General features: G+C 49.6%; 18 protein-coding genes. 13 read left to right on the forward strand and 5 right to left on the reverse strand.

Annotation, left to right across the window (positions count from 1 at the left end):
* Positions 1-38 precede the first annotated feature (38 nt).
* Genes ydcS through patD form a run of 5 tightly spaced genes read left to right on the forward strand, consistent with a single transcriptional unit; the run spans position 39 to position 5,387 of the window.
* Complete coding sequence (gene ydcS, locus BGE37_RS12175; RefSeq protein WP_032184158.1) at positions 39-1,184, forward strand: putative ABC transporter substrate-binding protein YdcS; 1,146 nt, start codon at positions 39-41, stop codon at positions 1,182-1,184.
* Between the two features lie 17 nt (positions 1,185-1,201).
* Complete coding sequence (locus BGE37_RS12180; protein WP_000220426.1) at positions 1,202-2,215, forward strand: ABC transporter ATP-binding protein; 1,014 nt, start codon at positions 1,202-1,204, stop codon at positions 2,213-2,215.
* Positions 2,216-3,157 carry an ABC transporter permease gene (locus BGE37_RS12185; protein WP_001251299.1) on the forward strand — a complete coding sequence of 314 codons (942 nt, stop codon included), beginning with the start codon at positions 2,216-2,218 and terminating at the stop codon, positions 3,155-3,157. It abuts the gene before it with no gap.
* Complete coding sequence (locus BGE37_RS12190) at positions 3,147-3,941, forward strand: ABC transporter permease (RefSeq protein WP_000555466.1); 795 nt, start codon at positions 3,147-3,149, stop codon at positions 3,939-3,941. Before BGE37_RS12185 ends, BGE37_RS12190 begins: the two co-directional genes overlap by 11 nt.
* A 21-nt stretch (positions 3,942-3,962) precedes the next feature.
* A complete protein-coding gene (gene patD / locus BGE37_RS12195) occupies positions 3,963-5,387 on the forward strand; it encodes an aminobutyraldehyde dehydrogenase (protein WP_001163863.1) in 1,425 nt (474 codons plus the stop codon).
* A 96-nt stretch (positions 5,388-5,483) separates the two neighbouring features.
* On the opposite strand, the gene yncL is transcribed toward patD, so the two are convergent.
* Positions 5,484-5,579 carry a stress response membrane protein YncL gene (gene yncL, locus BGE37_RS12200; RefSeq protein ID WP_001303494.1) on the reverse strand — a complete coding sequence of 32 codons (96 nt, stop codon included), beginning with the start codon at positions 5,577-5,579 and terminating at the stop codon, positions 5,484-5,486.
* A 193-nt stretch (positions 5,580-5,772) separates the two neighbouring features.
* Between yncL and ortT the strand changes: the two genes are divergently transcribed.
* Entirely contained in the window at positions 5,773-5,946 is a 174-nt protein-coding gene (gene ortT, locus BGE37_RS12205; RefSeq protein ID WP_000061178.1) for an orphan toxin OrtT, read from the forward strand.
* Positions 5,947-6,031: 85 nt separating this feature from the next.
* A complete protein-coding gene (gene ydcY, locus BGE37_RS12210) occupies positions 6,032-6,265 on the forward strand; it encodes a DUF2526 family protein YdcY (protein WP_000018633.1) in 234 nt (77 codons plus the stop codon).
* On the opposite strand, the gene BGE37_RS12215 is transcribed toward ydcY, so the two are convergent.
* Together BGE37_RS12215 and BGE37_RS12220 are read right to left on the reverse strand one after the other, a co-directional pair.
* A complete protein-coding gene (locus tag BGE37_RS12215; protein WP_032184159.1) occupies positions 6,266-6,715 on the reverse strand; it encodes a DMT family transporter in 450 nt (149 codons plus the stop codon).
* A complete protein-coding gene (locus BGE37_RS12220) occupies positions 6,715-7,230 on the reverse strand; it encodes a GNAT family N-acetyltransferase (protein ID WP_000027557.1) in 516 nt (171 codons plus the stop codon). The genes BGE37_RS12215 and BGE37_RS12220 overlap by 1 nt, the downstream gene beginning before the upstream one ends.
* 180 nt (positions 7,231-7,410) lie before the next feature.
* Between BGE37_RS12220 and curA the strand changes: the two genes are divergently transcribed.
* Both curA and mcbR read left to right on the forward strand, forming a co-directional pair.
* Positions 7,411-8,448, forward strand: a complete 1,038-nt coding sequence (curA, locus tag BGE37_RS12230) for an NADPH-dependent curcumin/dihydrocurcumin reductase (RefSeq protein WP_032184160.1) — start codon at positions 7,411-7,413, stop codon at positions 8,446-8,448.
* A 198-nt stretch (positions 8,449-8,646) separates the two neighbouring features.
* Positions 8,647-9,312 (forward strand): colanic acid/biofilm transcriptional regulator McbR, encoded by a 666-nt coding sequence (mcbR, locus tag BGE37_RS12235; RefSeq protein ID WP_032184161.1) that lies wholly within the window; start codon positions 8,647-8,649, stop codon positions 9,310-9,312.
* 35 nt (positions 9,313-9,347) lie between these two features.
* Here mcbR and pqqU read toward each other — a convergent pair whose 3' ends face one another.
* The gene (pqqU, locus tag BGE37_RS12240) at positions 9,348-11,450 is read right to left on the reverse strand and encodes a TonB-dependent receptor PqqU (protein WP_105288057.1); all 2,103 of its coding nucleotides are present in this window, start codon (positions 11,448-11,450) and stop codon (positions 9,348-9,350) included.
* A gap of 241 nt (positions 11,451-11,691) precedes the next feature.
* On the opposite strand from pqqU, the gene yncE reads away from it, so the two are divergent.
* Positions 11,692-12,753, forward strand: a complete 1,062-nt coding sequence (yncE, locus tag BGE37_RS12255; RefSeq protein ID WP_000550675.1) for a 7-bladed beta-propeller protein YncE — start codon at positions 11,692-11,694, stop codon at positions 12,751-12,753.
* 112 nt (positions 12,754-12,865) lie between these two features.
* Here the strand turns inward: yncE and ansP are convergent, their stop codons facing one another.
* Positions 12,866-14,365, reverse strand: coding sequence for an L-asparagine permease (ansP, locus tag BGE37_RS12260; protein WP_001309490.1), 1,500 nt, complete (start codon positions 14,363-14,365; stop codon positions 12,866-12,868).
* 266 nt (positions 14,366-14,631) lie between these two features.
* Between ansP and BGE37_RS12265 the strand changes: the two genes are divergently transcribed.
* From BGE37_RS12265 to BGE37_RS12275, 3 genes are all read left to right on the forward strand, one after another.
* Positions 14,632-15,249 (forward strand): glutathione S-transferase family protein, encoded by a 618-nt coding sequence (locus tag BGE37_RS12265; protein ID WP_032184165.1) that lies wholly within the window; start codon positions 14,632-14,634, stop codon positions 15,247-15,249.
* Between the two features lie 75 nt (positions 15,250-15,324).
* A complete protein-coding gene (locus tag BGE37_RS12270) occupies positions 15,325-15,537 on the forward strand; it encodes a DUF5445 family protein (protein WP_032184167.1) in 213 nt (70 codons plus the stop codon).
* A gap of 820 nt (positions 15,538-16,357) precedes the next feature.
* A partial coding sequence (locus tag BGE37_RS12275; RefSeq protein WP_274540160.1) for a contractile injection system protein, VgrG/Pvc8 family occupies positions 16,358-16,719 on the forward strand: 362 nt, incomplete at its 3' end.

Raw genomic sequence — 16,719 nt, forward strand, 5'->3', positions numbered from 1 at the left:
GGCGGCTGAACAATTAATTACGACAGGAGTAAGACCTTATGAGCAAGACATTTGCCCGCAGCAGCCTGTGTGCGCTCACCATGACAATAATGACCGCTCACGCCGCCGAACCGCCTACCAATTTAGATAAACCGGAAGGGCGACTGGATATTATCGCCTGGCCGGGATACATCGAACGCGGACAAACTGATAAACAATACGACTGGGTAACGCAATTCGAAAAAGAGACAGGCTGCGCGGTGAATGTGAAAACCGCCGCGACTTCTGATGAAATGGTCAGTCTGATGACCAAAGGGGGTTACGATCTGGTTACAGCATCCGGCGATGCCTCGCTGCGCCTGATTATGGGCAAACGCGTGCAGCCGATTAATACCGCATTGATTCCCAACTGGAAAACGCTCGATCCGCGCGTGGTTAAAGGCGACTGGTTTAACGTTAGTGGCAAAGTTTATGGCACACCTTACCAATGGGGGCCGAACCTGTTGATGTACAACACTAAAACCTTCCCGACGCCGCCGGATAGCTGGCAAGTGGTTTTTGTTACGCAGAATCTGCCGGACGGTAAGAGCAATAAAGGCCGCGTTCAGGCTTATGATGGCCCTATTTATATTGCGGATGCTGCGTTGTTCGTTAAAGCCACTCAGCCGCAGTTGGGCATCAGCGATCCGTATCAACTCACCGAAGAACAGTACCAGGCGGTGCTGAAAGTGCTGCGCGATCAACATAGTTTGATCCATCGCTACTGGCATGACACTACCGTGCAAATGAGCGATTTCAAAAACGAGGGTGTGGTTGCTTCCAGTGCATGGCCCTACCAGGCCAACGCCCTGAAAGCCGAAGGCCAGCCTGTCGCTACCGTTTTCCCGAAGGAGGGCGTTACCGGTTGGGCTGACACCACCATGCTACATAGCGAAGCGAAACATCCGGTTTGCGCCTACAAATGGATGAACTGGTCATTAACGCCAAAAGTGCAGGGCGATGTGGCGGCCTGGTTTGGCTCGTTACCGGTAGTGCCGGAAGGGTGTAAAGCCAGTCCGTTATTAGGCGAAAAAGGTTGTGAAACAAACGGTTTTAACTATTTCGATAAAATCGCCTTCTGGAAAACGCCTATAGCAGAAGGGGGCAAGTTTGTTCCTTACAGTCGCTGGACGCAGGATTATATTGCCATTATGGGCGGCCGCTAACTTCGCTGGGGTGTTTTATGACGTACGCAGTGGAGTTTGACAACGTATCGCGACTGTATGGTGATGTGCGCGCGGTAGATGGTGTCAGTATTGCGATAAAAGATGGTGAGTTTTTCTCAATGCTGGGGCCGTCTGGCTCCGGCAAAACCACCTGCCTGCGCCTGATTGCTGGATTCGAACAGCTTTCCGGCGGGACTATATCTATCTTTGGTAAACCCGCCAGCAATCTGCCACCGTGGGAGCGGGACGTGAATACCGTTTTCCAGGACTACGCGCTTTTTCCGCATATGTCGATTCTTGACAACGTGGCCTATGGGCTGATGGTCAAAGGGGTGGATAAAAAACAGCGACACGTAATGGCGCAAGAGGCGCTGGAGAAAGTGGCGCTCGGATTTGTACAGCAACGTAAACCGTCACAACTTTCTGGTGGTCAGCGTCAGCGGGTTGCCATTGCCAGAGCGTTAGTGAATGAACCGCGCGTATTGCTGCTGGATGAACCGCTCGGCGCACTGGATCTTAAGCTGCGTGAGCAGATGCAACTGGAACTGAAAAAACTACAACAGTCTCTTGGCATCACCTTTATTTTCGTCACCCACGATCAGGGCGAGGCATTATCGATGTCCGATCGTGTTGCGGTATTCAATAACGGTCGCATTGAGCAGGTTGATTCACCGCGTGACCTCTATATGCGCCCGCGCACGCCGTTTGTTGCCGGATTCGTCGGGACATCCAACGTTTTTGAGCCGCTAATGGCCGAGAATCTTTGCGGCATGATAGGCAGTTTTGCCCTGAGACCGGAACATATCCGCCTCAACACCCCCGGCGAAGTGCAAGTTAATGGCACGATCCAGGCGGTGCAGTATCAGGGCGCGGCGACCCGTTTTGAACTGAGACTGAATGGCGGTGAAAAACTGCTGGTGAGTCAGGCCAATATGACAGGCGAAGAACTGCCTGCCACGCTCACGCCCGGACAACAGGTGATGGTTTCCTGGTCGCGCGATGTGATGGTGCCGCTGGTTGAGGAGAGGTGAATGGCGATGAACGTATTGCAATCACCTGCGCGCCCAGGATTGGGTAAGGTGTCAGGTTTCTTCTGGCGGAAACCGGGACTGGGGCTGTTTTTGCTGCTGCTTGGTCCGCTGATGTGGTTTGGCATTGTCTATTTTGGTTCACTCCTGACGTTGTTATGGCAGGGCTTTTATACCTTTGACGATTTCACCATGTCGGTAACGCCAGAACTGACGCTGGCGAATATCCGTGCGCTGTTTAATCCGGCGAATTACGACATCATCCTCCGCACGCTAACCATGGCTGTGGCTGTCACTATCACCAGCGCCATTCTGGCTTTTCCGATGGCGTGGTATATGGCGCGCTATACCAGCGGGAAAATGAAAGCGTTCTTCTATATTGCGGTGATGCTGCCAATGTGGGCAAGCTACATTGTTAAAGCTTATGCCTGGACATTATTGCTGGCAAAAGATGGCGTGGCGCAGTGGTTTTTACAACATCTGGGGCTGGAACCACTGCTGACAGCGTTCCTTACATTACCAGCGGTGGGCGGTAACACGTTGTCAACTTCCGGGCTGGGGCGCTTTCTGGTGTTTCTCTATATCTGGCTGCCGTTCATGATCCTGCCGGTGCAGGCGGCGCTTGAGCGTTTGCCGCCGTCATTGTTGCAGGCGTCGGCTGATCTTGGCGCGCGTCCACGGCAAACCTTTCGCTATGTGGTGCTGCCGCTGGCGATCCCGGGTATTGCCGCTGGCTCTATCTTTACCTTTTCACTCACACTGGGCGATTTTATCGTTCCGCAGCTGGTTGGCCCTCCAGGATATTTTATCGGCAATATGGTTTATTCCCAGCAGGGGGCGATTGGCAATATGCCGATGGCTGCGGCATTCACCCTGGTGCCGATTGTTCTCATCGCACTGTACCTGGCGTTCGTGAAACGTCTGGGAGCATTCGATGCACTCTGAACGCGCACCGTTTTTCCTTAAACTGGCGGCCTGGGGCGGCGTGGTTTTCCTTCATTTTCCCATCCTGATTATCGCCGCCTATGCTTTTAATACCGAAGATGCAGCGTTTAGTTTTCCACCGCAAGGCCTGACGCTGCGCTGGTTTAGCGTGGCAGCACAGCGTAGTGATATTCTTGATGCTGTGACACTGTCACTTAAAGTGGCGGCGCTGGCGACATTAATTGCGCTGGTATTAGGGACACTGGCCGCTGCTGCGCTGTGGCGTCGGGACTTTTTCGGTAAAAGCGCCATTTCATTGTTATTGCTGCTGCCCATTGCGCTACCGGGCATTGTCACTGGTCTGGCGCTATTAACTGCTTTTAAAACCATCAATCTGGAGCCGGGATTTTTCACCATCGTGGTCGGTCATGCGACTTTTTGCGTAGTGGTGGTGTTTAACAATGTCATCGCCCGTTTTCGCCGCACCTCCTGGAGTCTGGTTGAGGCGTCAATGGATCTTGGGGCCAATGGCTGGCAAACCTTCCGCTACGTGGTGTTGCCGAATCTCAGTTCGGCGCTTCTGGCAGGAGGAATGCTGGCGTTTGCTTTGTCGTTCGATGAAATCATCGTTACGACTTTTACGGCAGGTCATGAACGAACGTTACCGTTGTGGTTACTCAATCAGCTTGGGCGACCACGTGATGTACCGGTAACCAACGTCGTGGCACTGCTGGTTATGTTGGTAACAACCTTGCCGATCCTGGGAGCCTGGTGGCTAACCCGCGAAGGCGACAATGGTCAATAACCACTGATACAGGAATATGCTATGCAACATAAGTTACTGATTAACGGAGAACTGGTTAGCGGCGAAGGGGAAAAACAGCCTGTCTATAATCCGGCAACGGGGGACGTTTTACTGGAGATTGCCGAGGCATCCGCAGAGCAGGTGGATGCTGCTGTTCGCGCGGCAGATGCAGCATTTGCCGAATGGGGGCAAACCACGCCGAAAGCGCGTGCGGAATGCCTGCTGAAACTGGCCGATGTTATTGAAGAAAATGGTCAGGTTTTTGCCGAACTGGAGTCCCGTAATTGTGGCAAACCGCTGCATAGTGCGTTCAATGATGAAATTCCGGCGATTGTCGATGTCTTTCGCTTTTTCGCCGGGGCGGCGCGCTGCCTCAATGGTCTGGCGGCCGGCGAATACCTTGAAGGTCATACTTCAATGATCCGTCGGGATCCGTTGGGGGTCGTGGCTTCTATCGCACCGTGGAATTATCCGCTGATGATGGCCGCGTGGAAACTGGCTCCGGCGCTGGCGGCAGGGAACTGCGTAGTGCTTAAACCATCAGAAATTACGCCGCTGACAGCGTTGAAGCTGGCTGAACTGGCGAAAGATATCTTCCCGGCTGGCGTGATTAATGTGCTGTTTGGCAGAGGCAAAACAGTGGGCGATCCGCTGACCGGACATCCCAAAGTGCGGATGGTGTCGCTGACGGGCTCTATCGCCACCGGCGAGCACATCATCAGCCATACAGCGCCGTCTATTAAGCGTACTCATATGGAACTTGGTGGCAAAGCGCCAGTGATTGTTTTTGATGATGCTGATATTGAAGCAGTGGTCGAAGGTGTTCGTACTTTTGGCTATTACAATGCCGGACAGGATTGTACTGCGGCTTGTCGGATCTACGCGCAAAAAGGTATTTACGATACGCTGGTGGAAAAACTCGGTGCTGCAGTGGCAACGTTAAAATCTGGTGCGCCGGATGACGAGTCCACAGAGCTTGGACCGTTAAGTTCGCTGGCACATCTCGAACGTGTCAGCAAGGCGGTAGAAGAGGCGAAAGAGACAGGGCACATCAAAGTGATCACCGGTGGTGAAAAGCGCAAGGGTAATGGTTATTACTACGCGCCTACGCTGCTGGCTGGCGCGTTACAGGACGATGCCATCGTGCAAAAAGAGGTATTTGGTCCGGTGGTGAGCGTGACGGCCTTTGACAATGAAGAACAGGTGGTGAACTGGGCGAATGACAGCCAGTACGGACTTGCATCTTCGGTATGGACTAAAGATGTGGGCAGGGCGCATCGTGTCAGCGCACGGCTGCAATATGGTTGTACCTGGGTCAATACCCATTTCATGCTGGTAAGTGAAATGCCGCACGGTGGGCAGAAACTTTCTGGTTACGGCAAGGATATGTCACTTTATGGGCTGGAGGATTACACCGTCGTCCGCCACGTCATGGTTAAGCATTAAGGATAATATTGCAGATCGTAAGAGTATGAGATGATCTTGCGTACTGTCAGAGCACTGATTTCTCTGACAGTACGTGCTGCGTGCAAAATCACTACATCAAATAAACCAGCCAAATCTCATAGAGATAAGAGTAAACAAACCAACAGCAGCAAAGACATTTATCAGTACTACAGTTCTACTGGAAACATTCATTTTTGCCACCTTTTATCATTGCCCCTATGTGTATAGTACGGGTTAAGAAAATCCGCAATAATACTTATTCTGAAGATGGATAAGGGCAAGTTGCTGTTGATGATTTTTTCTCAAACTGGTGAAAAAACTTGATGCACGTCAAAAAATGACGCATATTTGCGCGCGTTTTATTCATCTGGCTGGACGCCCGTACATGTCTCTCTATCAACACATGCTTGTTTTTTATGCGGTTATGGCAGCAATCGCATTTCTTATCACCTGGTTTCTTTCTCACGATAAGAAACGCATCCGTTTCTTAAGCGCCTTTCTGGTGGGGGCAACATGGCCGATGAGTTTCCCGGTGGCGCTGTTGTTTTCACTGTTTTAAATCTTACGCACTGGCTTGACGGCACCACGCAGACTTATATCATTTGGATGAATCGATAAATTTCACAAGTGGCTAAGGAGAAAGTATGTCGCATCTGGATGAAGTCATCGCGCGCGTGGATGCCGCGATTGAAGAGAGCGTCATTGCCCATATGAACGAATTATTAATCGCCCTGAGCGATGACGCGGAGTTAAGTCGGGAAGATCGCTACACCCAGCAGCAGCGTCTGCGCACAGCGATCGCCCATCACGGTCGCAAGCATAAAGAAGATATGGAAGCGCGCCACGAACAGTTAACCAAAGGCGGCACCATCCTCTGATTAAAATGTGCGCCTGGCCACCAGCCAGGCACCAACCACAAGTAAAATTGCGCCACAAATTGGGCCGATCAACGCCCGTAGTGGTACGCCATGACTGCGGAAGATATCCAGCACCAGACCGCCAATTAGCTGGCTGGCGACCAGTACTGCAATAGTTGTCGCCGCTCCCAAATTCTGATATCCGCTGATACTGGCGAAGACAAAAAAAGATCCCAGCAAGCCGGGTATAAGTGTCCACCAGCGTACGCTGGACACCAGTTCGCCAAACCCCGCCATGCCTTGTTTAAACCATAAAATAGAAACAAAGAGCACAATCCCTACCAGTGAGTTCAGCAACATGGCGATGAGAATGGTAGAGGAGGTCTGGGTGATGCGCACCATTAGCGTGTTCTGGACGACCAGACCAATCCCTACGGCAATCAAAAAGGCAAGGGTAAGCGACTGATTCATCAGATTGCGTCCGGTTCACTGCGTTCGTCGAGTTGCAACTGCATAAAGGTCAGATCCAGCCAGCGCCCAAATTTAGTGCCCACCTGCGGCATTTGTGCGGTGATGACAAATCCCAGCGACTGGTGGAGATGCAGCGAAGCCTGATTTTGCGATTCGATCCCGGCGACCATAACATGCTTCCCGCAATCCCGCGCTTCATCAATCAATCGGCTTAACAATTTACGCCCAAGACCTTTGCCCTGATGATCAGGATGGACATAAACCGAATGCTCCACGGTATGGCGAAAACCATCGAAACTACGCCAGTCGCCAAACGAGGCATATCCCGTCACTACGCCATCTTCTTCACTCACCAGCACCGGATAACCTGCTATGGTCCGCGCTTCAAACCAGGCAATGCGGTTATCTGCATCCACCGTTTGGTCATTCCAGATAGCCGCCGTATACAACACGGCGTGGTTATAAATTTCCGCAATGGCAGCACAGTCGGCTTTGCGGGCAAAACGGATGGACATGTCTGGCCTCGATAAAATAATGATAATGACGTTATCAATACTATCGAAAACAGCCCGAAGCAACGGATTCCTCGATGAAATTATTGCGTGTTGCAGAGGGGATGTGACGACTGCAAACAAAACCAATCCTGCGAGCCTGCTACTATTGATGGATTCATGCCAAAAGCACAGGAGAGCATTATGGGGCAACAAAAGCAGCGTAACCGCCGTTGGGTTCTGGCCTCGCGTCCGCATGGCGCGCCGGTTGCGGAGAATTTTCGTCTTGAAGAAGATGATGTCGCCACACCGGGTGAAGGACAGGTATTACTGCGCACAGTTTATTTGTCACTGGACCCGTATATGCGTGGACGTATGAGCGATGAGCCATCTTATTCACCGCCGGTTGACATTGACGGCGTGATGGTCGGCGGTACGGTGAGCCGTGTCGTGGAGTCAAATCATCCTGATTACCAGCCTGGTGACTGGGTGCTGGGCTACAGTGGATGGCAGGACTATGACATATCCAGTGGTGATGATTTGGTGAAACTTGGCGATCATCCGCAAAATCCATCGTGGTCGCTGGGTGTGCTGGGGATGCCAGGCTTTACCGCTTATATGGGCCTGCTGGATATCGGTCAGCCCAAAGAAGGCGAAACGTTGGTGGTAGCTGCAGCGACAGGACCAGTGGGGGCGACGGTGGGGCAAATCGGCAAACTTAAAGGTTGCAGAGTGGTGGGGGTAGCTGGTGGCGCGGAAAAATGCCGCCATGCTACCGAGGTGTTGGGCTTCGATGTCTGCCTTGACCATCACGCGGATGATTTTGCCGAGCAACTGGCGAAAGCGTGCCCAAAAGGTATCGATATTTATTATGAAAACGTTGGCGGTAAGGTATTTGATGCGGTGCTACCGTTACTCAATACATCCGCGCGCATTCCCGTCTGCGGCTTAGTGAGCAGCTATAACGCTACAGAGCTACCACCCGGTCCGGATCGTTTACCCCTGTTGATGGCAACGGTGCTGAAAAAACGCATTCGCTTGCAAGGGTTTATTATTGGTCAGGATTATGGTCACCGTATCCATGAGTTTCAGCAGGAGATGGGACAATGGGTGAAAGAGGGGAAAATTCACTATCGTGAACAAATTACCAACGGTTTGGAGAACGCCCCACAGACGTTTATCGGCCTGCTGAAGGGTAAAAACTTTGGCAAAGTGGTGATCCGCGTGGCGGATGATGATTAAAGATACGACGGCGGCATAAAGCCGCCATAAAAATCCAGGCAAAAAGCTTATTTTCAGCTTTAATTAACTGACCACATCATTATTCTGCTGCTAATAACTACAAAGGTGAGTGGCTTATGATTATTCATTTTAACACACCAGGTGAACGCCTTCTGCTATGCAGGCAGGGTCGGAAAGAAAACACGCGAAGGAAGTAAAATGCCTGGAACGGAAAAAATGAAACATGTCAGTTTGACTATGCAGGTTGAGAACGACCTGAAACATCAACTAAGTATTGGCGCACTAAAACCTGGCGCACGCCTGATTACTAAAAATCTGGCGGAGCAATTAGGTATGAGTATTACACCTGTGCGTGAAGCATTATTACGTCTGGTTTCGGTGAATGCGCTCTCTGTCGCACCAGCGCAAGCATTTACAGTACCGGAAGTGGGGAAAGGTCAATTAGACGAAATCAATCGGATCCGCTACGAACTGGAATTAATGGCAGTTGCTCTGGCTGTAGAAAACCTCTCCTCGCAAGATATAGCGGAACTTCAGAAATTGCTCGATAAATTACAGCAGGCGCAAGAAAAGGGCGACATGGAACAAATCATTAATGCGAACAGGTTATTTCGCTTAGCGATTTATCATCGTTCAAATATGCCCATCCTGTGTGAGATGATTGAGCAACTGTGGGTCAGGATGGGACCTGGTTTACATTATCTTTATGAAGCGATTAATCCAGCGGAATTACAGGATCGTATAGAAAGCTATCATGAACTACTCGCCGCGTTGAAAGTAAAAGACAAAGAGCGATGCAGACATTGTCTTGCTGAAATTATGCAACAAAATGTTGCTATGTTATACCAGCAATATAATCGTTAAATTAAATGCCCGGCAAATACCGGGCATCAATATAATCACTCAAATCGCCACGCAACATTCACGCCGATACCATAATTTCGCCCGGGCGCAGGTTCGTAATATCGCCCGTTTGACTCATTGACAATGACAGAACCAACGTATTCTTTATCGAATAAATTATCGACACGACCAAATAAACCCACACTTAAATTGTGGAAATTGTATTTATACCCGGAGAATAAGCCGACGAGAGTATAAGACGGCGCTTTGGCCGTATTTTCATCATCGGCCATAATATCGCCCATATAACGCGCTTCCGTACCTGCATACCAGCCATCTTCCGGTACATAACCTATCGACGCAAAGCCCATATTACGGGCGATCCCTGGCATCCGGTTACCGTTACAATCATGTTCATTGCACACATTGCTGCGATAGGTCGCATCAAGCCAGGTCCAGGACGCTTTTACGCGAAAATCTCCCGCGAAACGTTGATCCCATGCCAGTTCAGCGCCTTGACGACGGGTCTTTCCGGCATTTTTGTAAGTCGTACGCCCACCGCTACTGTTATCGACAACAATTTCATCATCGGTGTCGGTCTGGAACAATGCGAGACTAAGCAGCCCATTACCAATACGCGTTTTACTGCCGATCTCAATTGTATCGTTGGTGGATGGTTTTAAACCAAAGTTCATACCGCTTTGACCGTCAGCACGATAAGACAGCTCATTAATCGTCGGCGTTTCAAAACCACGCCCGGCTGCCAGATAGATATTCCAGGCATCGGTCATTGCATATTTTAACGATCCGGCTGGTAGCCATTTGTGATAACTGGCATCACCACTGTCATCGCCGTTACCCGGAGTAATGTAATGATCGTTGGAATCAAACCATACGGAGCTGTAGCGCACGCCAGCATCCAGCGACAGTTTTTCGATCAGCTGCCACTGCGTTTGTAAATAAGGATCGACGTTCCACATCAGATTGCGTTCGTCGCGGCGCAACTCACCTTTTTGCCCGTATTCCGGCACGCCGCTATACAGGCGGAAGTTGTTGTAGCCTTTACGGTTTTCACTCATGTTTTCGTAGTTCAGGCCGGTAGTGAACGTGACCGGAACACCCAGTTCGCCACGGTGTGTCCAGCGGCCGTCTATCCCCTGATAATGGCGTTGCAGAGTAATCACGCCGCCCGCATGCGATTGGTTAAGTTGCGGGGCCATTGGGATTGACTGGTACTGGGTCGTTTCTCGTTCTCCGGCATACATCATCACACTCATATCATCCTGCGAACTCAGGCTACGTTCATAGCGCAACCCAGCCTGAGTTTGCTTGATGGTTTTTCGCGTGTCGTACTGTTCAGCGCGTGGCGCTTGTTGCGGATTCGCCTTCCATTCTGCTTCGGTTAGCCCACCTGGGTCATCTGCTTTGATATCCACACTATTGAAAATCAGGCTTAATTTGCTGGCGTCATCAATGCGAACGCCCAGTTTGGCATTGGCTAAATTTTTCTGTGCGCCACTATGATCACGATAGCCGTGGGTCGTAAAACGCGTGGTTGAGACGGTGTAATCAACATCGCCGGGCTGTGTGCCGTCTCCCGTTGCGCCCGTTGCTTTCAGCCCATAGCGCCAGCTGCCAAAACTGCCATAGTAACTACTGGATTCAATGGTTGGTGGCTGTTGCCCGGTCTGGGTGGTGACATTCATTACACCGCCAGACGCGTTGCCATACAGGGCAGAAAAGGGGCCACGCAGCACTTCCACATTTTGTACACTGCTTAAATCGATGTTGGATGTTTGCCCTTGCCCGTCGGGCATTGTGGCGGGAATACCGTCGACATACAGGCGAATACCGCGAATACCGTAAGTGGAGCGGGAGCCAAATCCGCGAATCGACAGCTGTAAATCTTGCGCATAGTTCTGCCGGTTTTGTACCTGCAAACCAGGCACGCCGGTCAGTGATTCGGACAAGTTAATGCGCGGTGTTGCCAGACGCATCTCCTCGCCATCCACCACGCTTACTGCTGCTGGGGTATCCAGTTCTGAAACCACCTGCGGTGCGGCACTGACAATCATAGTCTGTTCATCAGCGGCAAAAACAACGGGGGAAAGGACAAGCAGTGCGGGCAAAACGGTCTGTCGGACGGAAAAAATCTTCATGAAAAAAGCCAGGTTAAGAATGGGAAAACGCCGTCATGGTAATGAAATTGTAAATTTATGGAAAATGAAACGGCACAATACGTTAAGTAATTGAGAAAATTGTAGTCGTAACGGCAAGAAATGCTCCACATTTGAGAAAATAATGATTATCATTCCCATTTATAACAAGAGCGTAACGATGATTACGCTTAGCGAAGCATTGTGAAGCAGCAAAAATATCGGTTCATCAAAGGGAGTCGTCATGCATTTACGTCATCTGTTTTCATCGCGCCTGCGTGGTTCATTACTGTTAGGTTCATTGCTTGTTGCTTCATCATTCAGTACGCAGGCCGCAGAAGAAATGCTGCGTAAAGCGGTAGGTAAAGGTGCCTACGAAATGGCTTATAGCCAGCAAGAAAACGCGCTGTGGCTCGCCACTTCGCAAAGCCGCAAACTGGATAAAGGTGGCGTGGTTTATCGTCTTGATCCGGTCACTCTGGAAGTGACGCAGGCGATCCATAACGATCTCAAGCCGTTTGGTGCCACCATCAATAACACGACTCAGACGTTGTGGTTTGGTAACACCGTAAACAGCGCGGTCACGGCGATAGATGCCAAAACGGGCGAAGTGAAAGGCCGTCTGGTGCTGGATGATCGTAAGCGCACGGAAGAGGTGCGCCCGCTGCAACCGCGTGAGTTGGTAGCTGATGATGCCACGAACACCGTTTACATCAGTGGTATTGGTAAAGAGAGCGTGATTTGGGTCGTTGATGGCGAGAATATCAAACTGAAAACCGCCATCCAGAACACCGGTAAAATGAGTACCGGTCTGGCGCTGGATAGCAAAGGCAAACGTCTTTACACCACTAATGCCGATGGTGAATTGATTACCATCGACACCGCCGACAATAAAATCCTCAGCCGTAAAAAGCTGCTGGATGATGGCAAAGAGCACTTCTTTATCAACATCAGCCTCGATACCGCCAGGCAGCGTGCATTTATCACCGATTCTAAAGCGGCAGAAGTGCTAGTGGTCGATACCCGTAATGGCAATATTCTGGCGAAGGTTGCGGCACCGGAATCACTGGCTGTGCTGTTTAACCCAGCGCGTAATGAAGCCTACGTAACGCATCGTCAGGCAGGTAAAGTCAGTGTGATTGACGCGAAAAGCTATAAAGTGGTGAAAACGTTCGATACGCCGACCCATCCGAACAGCCTGGCGCTGTCTGCCGATGGCAAAACGCTGTATGTCAGTGTGAAACAAAAATCTACTAAACAGCAGGAAGCTACTCAGCCGGACGATGTGATTCGTATTGCGTTGTAATAGATATGGCGAGGGTGAAAACTGAGAGACTTGCCTGACTTTTATCACGCCGCATCCGGCACCCTCGTTTCTAATCTGAATTTGCCCGGCACATAGCCGGGCAATTTTGCAATTAACTCGCCGTCTCTGGCTTAAACACAATTTCCTGTTGTTCTTCATCTTCCTCGACGACTGGCGCAGTGCTGTGAATTTCAGCAACGCGTTTGCGCACACCAAACCAGCCTATAACCAGCAGAATACCGATAATCGGCAGCGCCGCAATGGTATAAGTTCCGTTCGGGTAATCGAACGCCATCAGCACCAGGACGCTCAGCAAAAACAGTAATGTCAGCCAGGAAGTGAAGGGCGCGCCAGGCAGTTTAAAACTGACATCCGCTGCTTTGCCTTCTTTAATCGCTTTACGCAGGCGCATCTGGCAAACAATGATAAACGCCCATGATGCGATGATTCCCAGCGACGCGAAATTCAACACAATTTCAAATACGCGCGACGGCACCAGATAGTTGAGGAATACGCCGACGACATACACAACTAGTGTCGCCAGAATCCCGGCATACGGCACATGCTGACGACTCATTTTCGCCATAAAACTCGGTGCGGAACCGCCCATCGCCATTGAGCGCAGAATACGTCCGGTGCAGTACAGACCTGAGTTCAGGCTGGAGAGGGCAGCGGTCAGCACCACAATGTTCATAATGCTGCCGATGTAAGGCACGCCCAGTTTAGAGAAAAACGTCACGAACGGACTTTGCCCCGCCTGATACGCGCTCCACGGCAATAACATAACCAGCAACACCACGGAGCCGACGTAAAACAGGCCAATACGCCAAATCACACTGTTAATCGCTTTAGGCACCATGGTCTGCGGATCTTTACATTCTCCGGCAGCTGTACCCACCATTTCAATGGAGGCAAAAGCAAACACTACGCCCTGAATCAATACCAGCGCAGGTAGCAAACCATGGGGGAAGAAGCCGCCATTATCGGTGATTAAATGAAAGCCAGTGGTGTTGCCATCCAGCGGCTGACCACTACCGAGGAACACTGTACCCACGACCAAAAAGGTCACAATGGCGAGCACTTTAATAAGCGCAAACCAGAACTCCATCTCCGCAAACCATTTCACACCGATCATATTCATGGTGCCAACGATGGTCAGCGCAGCGAGCGCAAAGACCCACTGCGGCACGCCGCCAAACGCGCCCCAGTAATGCATATACAGAGCGACAGCGGTAATATCAACAATCCCGGTCATCGCCCAGTTGATGAAGTACATCCAGCCAGCAACGTAAGCGGCTTTCTCACCCAAAAACTCACGGGCATAAGAGACAAAACTGCCACTGGAAGGGCGGTGTAGCACCAGCTCACCCAATGCACGCAGAATAAAAAATGAAAACAGGCCGCAGATTAAATAGACCAGTGCCAGTGCTGGCCCCGCCATTTGCAGTCGGGCTCCTGCACCTAAAAACAAGCCGGTGCCAATCGCGCCGCCAATGGCGATCATCTGTACCTGGCGATTGCCCATCGCTTTGTGATACCCCTCTTCGTGGGCATTAAGCCAGCGACGTTTCGCGGCGTGTTGATCTGAAGTGTCGGTGTCGTGTTTACTCATTGCTCTCCCTGATTGCTTTAATGAAAAAGTCATATAAGTTGCCATGAACAATGTTTATTCATCCTGGCGATGATAGTTATCACCATTATTCTTTATGGGTATAAAACTATCGGCGCAGCATCCTACCCGTTATCGATAAACGATGCAAAACATCCCCTTACAATCCTGAAGGGGAATAATACAACTGACGAAAAAATGACAAATCCTTTTGCTGGTTAACCTGTGTACTGTCCTACACTTAATCTTTAAAAGATTGTGAGGGGCATATGATTAAGGTGTATGGCGTACCCGGATGGGGCTCTACAATCAGTGAGCTGATGCTATCACTGGCTGATATTCCTTATCAGTTCGTTGATGTCAGTGGTTTTGACCACGAGGGAACTTCACGCGAGTTATTGAAAACCCTGAACCCGTTGTGTCAGATTCCGACACTGGCGCTGGAAAATGACGAGATTATGACGGAGACAGCGGCGATTGCATTGATGGTTCTCGATCGTCGCCCGGACCTTGCGCCACCGGTTAGGCGCGCCGAACGTCAGCAGTTTCAACGGCTATTGGTCTGGCTGGTTGCTAATGTCTATCCAACATTCACTTTCGCCGATTACCCTGAGCGTTGGGCTCCTGACGCACCCGAACAGTTAAAGAAGAATGTTATTGAATATCGTAAATCGCTTTATATCTGGCTGAATTCACAATTGACCGCTGAACCTTATGCGTTTGGTGAGCAACTAACGCTGGTGGACTGTTATCTTTGCACTATGCGCACATGGGGGCCTGGGCATGAATGGTTTCAGGATAATGCCACGAATATCAGTGCGATCGCTGATGCTGTATGTCAGTTACCGAAATTACAAGAAGTATTAAAAAGGAATGAAATTATTTGAGTGGGATACCAGAATATTATGTTATTTATTATTCAGTAACTTTATCCACAATGATGGACGTAATTAATTAGATTCATGTTATGTTTTTTAATTTATATCACTCTCCCTTTCATTCAGCTTGTCTATTTCATTTCCTCTGAAAAGAAACTAACTATTCACATTGTGCAGATGTTTCAGTTGTTATCACAGGCATTCTATAATCTCAAAATGTCTTTAATAATGGATATGCTCGGAGTTGGAGATGCAATTAATATTAATACAAATAAAAATATCCGGCAGGTATGCTAAAAGGATAAATGGCGTTCTCTGTATTTATTCGCGATTTTCTGTAGGAAAAATATGGAGAGTTTGATGAGTCAGAGCTAAAACAGCAATTGATAAATAAATATGTTGATTTATTCAAGAAAATGGATGTATTTCAAATATTGATTCTTAATATAACCTAATCAATAGATTATCACGTGAGAGCTGCACGTTATTGGAGGGGCAGGGGAAAACACCATTTTGGGAACAATGAATCAGGTACTCTTACCACTGAAGCAAGATCATCCGGGCACCAGGTGGTGTTGCAGTGCTTTGGAAATGGTCCCCTCGGGGGAGTTGTCATTATTTTCTATGCTATTTGCTTATGATATTCATCAGGTGAATTTAATAAATTCCTAATTTGAAATATCCACTATTAAGCCAGTGTTTAACGACGTTAAGATGGCAATGTGCAGATCATGTTATCAGGGTGGGGCGGTAGCGTATATTCCTTATACAAACCATCATTCATTTCAATGATTGTTATTGAATTATTTATTTTTGTGAATAAAAAGACATTATGAATATTGGTTTGACTTTGCATATCAGGTTTTTTATTACTCGCTGTAATGTACGAGCCTGTCGTGAATAACGTCGAGAACCCATCCGTTGCGTTTGTGATTATTTTGTTGACTAAACAGACACCCGTTTCTCTGAAGTAAAATCCCAGACTAAATCATCACATAACCATGACATTTTTCTGATATTCCCCGGTAACGCCAGATGTCGACTCGCTTATCTCATCCGTCCGACATGTTGTACATGCAATATGTGCGGATTATTATTCATTTTCACGGAGGTTGCTATGTCAACCGGATTACGTTTCACGCTGGAAGTGGACGGCCTGCCACCGGACGCGTTTGCGGTGGTTTCCTTTCATCTCACCCAGTCACTCTCTTCACTTTTTTCCCTCGACCTTTCTCTGGTCAGTCAGCAGTTTCTTTCCCTTGAATTTCCGCAGATCCTCGACAAAATGGCCTACCTGACGGTATGGCAGGGCGATGACGTACAGCGCCGGGTAAAAGGTGTGGTGACCTGGTTTGAACTGGGGGAGAACGACAAAAACCAGATGCTGTACAGCATGAAGGTGTGCCCACCGCTGTGGCGCACAGGGCTGCGCCAGAACTTCCGTATCTTCCAGAATGAGGACATCGAAAGCATACTCGC

Source organism: Escherichia sp. MOD1-EC6300 (assembly GCF_002965045.1).
Taxonomy (GTDB): Bacteria; Pseudomonadota; Gammaproteobacteria; order Enterobacterales; family Enterobacteriaceae; genus Escherichia; species Escherichia coli_F.

Bases quoted from the DNA above. Each gene is read 5' to 3' on its own strand.
- BGE37_RS12265 (WP_032184165.1), top strand. From the start codon at position 14,632: ATGATTAAGGTGTATGGCGTACCCGGATGGGGCTCTACAATCAGTGAG.
- patD (WP_001163863.1), top strand. From the start codon at position 3,963: ATGCAACATAAGTTACTGATTAACGGAGAACTGGTTAGCGGCGAAGGG.
- ortT (WP_000061178.1), top strand. From the start codon at position 5,773: ATGTCTCTCTATCAACACATGCTTGTTTTTTATGCGGTTATGGCAGCA.
- mcbR (WP_032184161.1), top strand. From the start codon at position 8,647: ATGCCTGGAACGGAAAAAATGAAACATGTCAGTTTGACTATGCAGGTT.
- BGE37_RS12185 (WP_001251299.1), top strand. From the start codon at position 2,216: ATGGCGATGAACGTATTGCAATCACCTGCGCGCCCAGGATTGGGTAAG.
- pqqU (WP_105288057.1), bottom strand. From the start codon at position 11,450: ATGAAGATTTTTTCCGTCCGACAGACCGTTTTGCCCGCACTGCTTGTC.
- BGE37_RS12190 (WP_000555466.1), top strand. From the start codon at position 3,147: ATGCACTCTGAACGCGCACCGTTTTTCCTTAAACTGGCGGCCTGGGGC.
- yncE (WP_000550675.1), top strand. From the start codon at position 11,692: ATGCATTTACGTCATCTGTTTTCATCGCGCCTGCGTGGTTCATTACTG.
- BGE37_RS12220 (WP_000027557.1), bottom strand. From the start codon at position 7,230: ATGTCCATCCGTTTTGCCCGCAAAGCCGACTGTGCTGCCATTGCGGAA.
- BGE37_RS12215 (WP_032184159.1), bottom strand. From the start codon at position 6,715: ATGAATCAGTCGCTTACCCTTGCCTTTTTGATTGCCGTAGGGATTGGT.
- BGE37_RS12180 (WP_000220426.1), top strand. From the start codon at position 1,202: ATGACGTACGCAGTGGAGTTTGACAACGTATCGCGACTGTATGGTGAT.
- ansP (WP_001309490.1), bottom strand. From the start codon at position 14,365: ATGAGTAAACACGACACCGACACTTCAGATCAACACGCCGCGAAACGT.
- BGE37_RS12270 (WP_032184167.1), top strand. From the start codon at position 15,325: ATGTTATGTTTTTTAATTTATATCACTCTCCCTTTCATTCAGCTTGTC.
- yncL (WP_001303494.1), bottom strand. From the start codon at position 5,579: ATGAATGTTTCCAGTAGAACTGTAGTACTGATAAATGTCTTTGCTGCT.
- ydcS (WP_032184158.1), top strand. From the start codon at position 39: ATGAGCAAGACATTTGCCCGCAGCAGCCTGTGTGCGCTCACCATGACA.
- ydcY (WP_000018633.1), top strand. From the start codon at position 6,032: ATGTCGCATCTGGATGAAGTCATCGCGCGCGTGGATGCCGCGATTGAA.
- curA (WP_032184160.1), top strand. From the start codon at position 7,411: ATGGGGCAACAAAAGCAGCGTAACCGCCGTTGGGTTCTGGCCTCGCGT.